1 pseudogene is annotated in these 252 nt (G+C 62.7%); it reads right to left on the reverse strand.

Annotated features, from left to right (window positions below):
- Positions 1-252: pseudogene (locus VSR82_RS40465) on the reverse strand (IS3 family transposase); the annotation flags it as partial.

The following is a 252-nucleotide window of genomic DNA, read 5'->3' on the forward strand; positions in this document are numbered from 1 at the left end:
CGAGAGCGCACCTCGTCGGTCATGCGCGGCGAACCGTAGGCGCCTCTGACTTTGGCATGAATCGTTCGAATCAACGTGAGCAACTGGACATCGGTCAGCCGCTGTCGCTCAGGCGTGCCGCCGCGCTTCCACGCGCGATAGCCATTGACGCTTACTCCAAGGACCTCGCAGCGCCGACAGCGGATAGTGCCGGCATTGCGTGTCAATCCAGGCGAACTTCACAGGAGGTCCTTCGCGAAGAACGCCGCCGCT

The sequence above is a fragment of the Burkholderia sp. JPY481 genome (genome assembly GCF_038900515.1).
GTDB classification, from domain to species: Bacteria; Pseudomonadota; Gammaproteobacteria; order Burkholderiales; family Burkholderiaceae; genus Paraburkholderia; species Paraburkholderia youngii.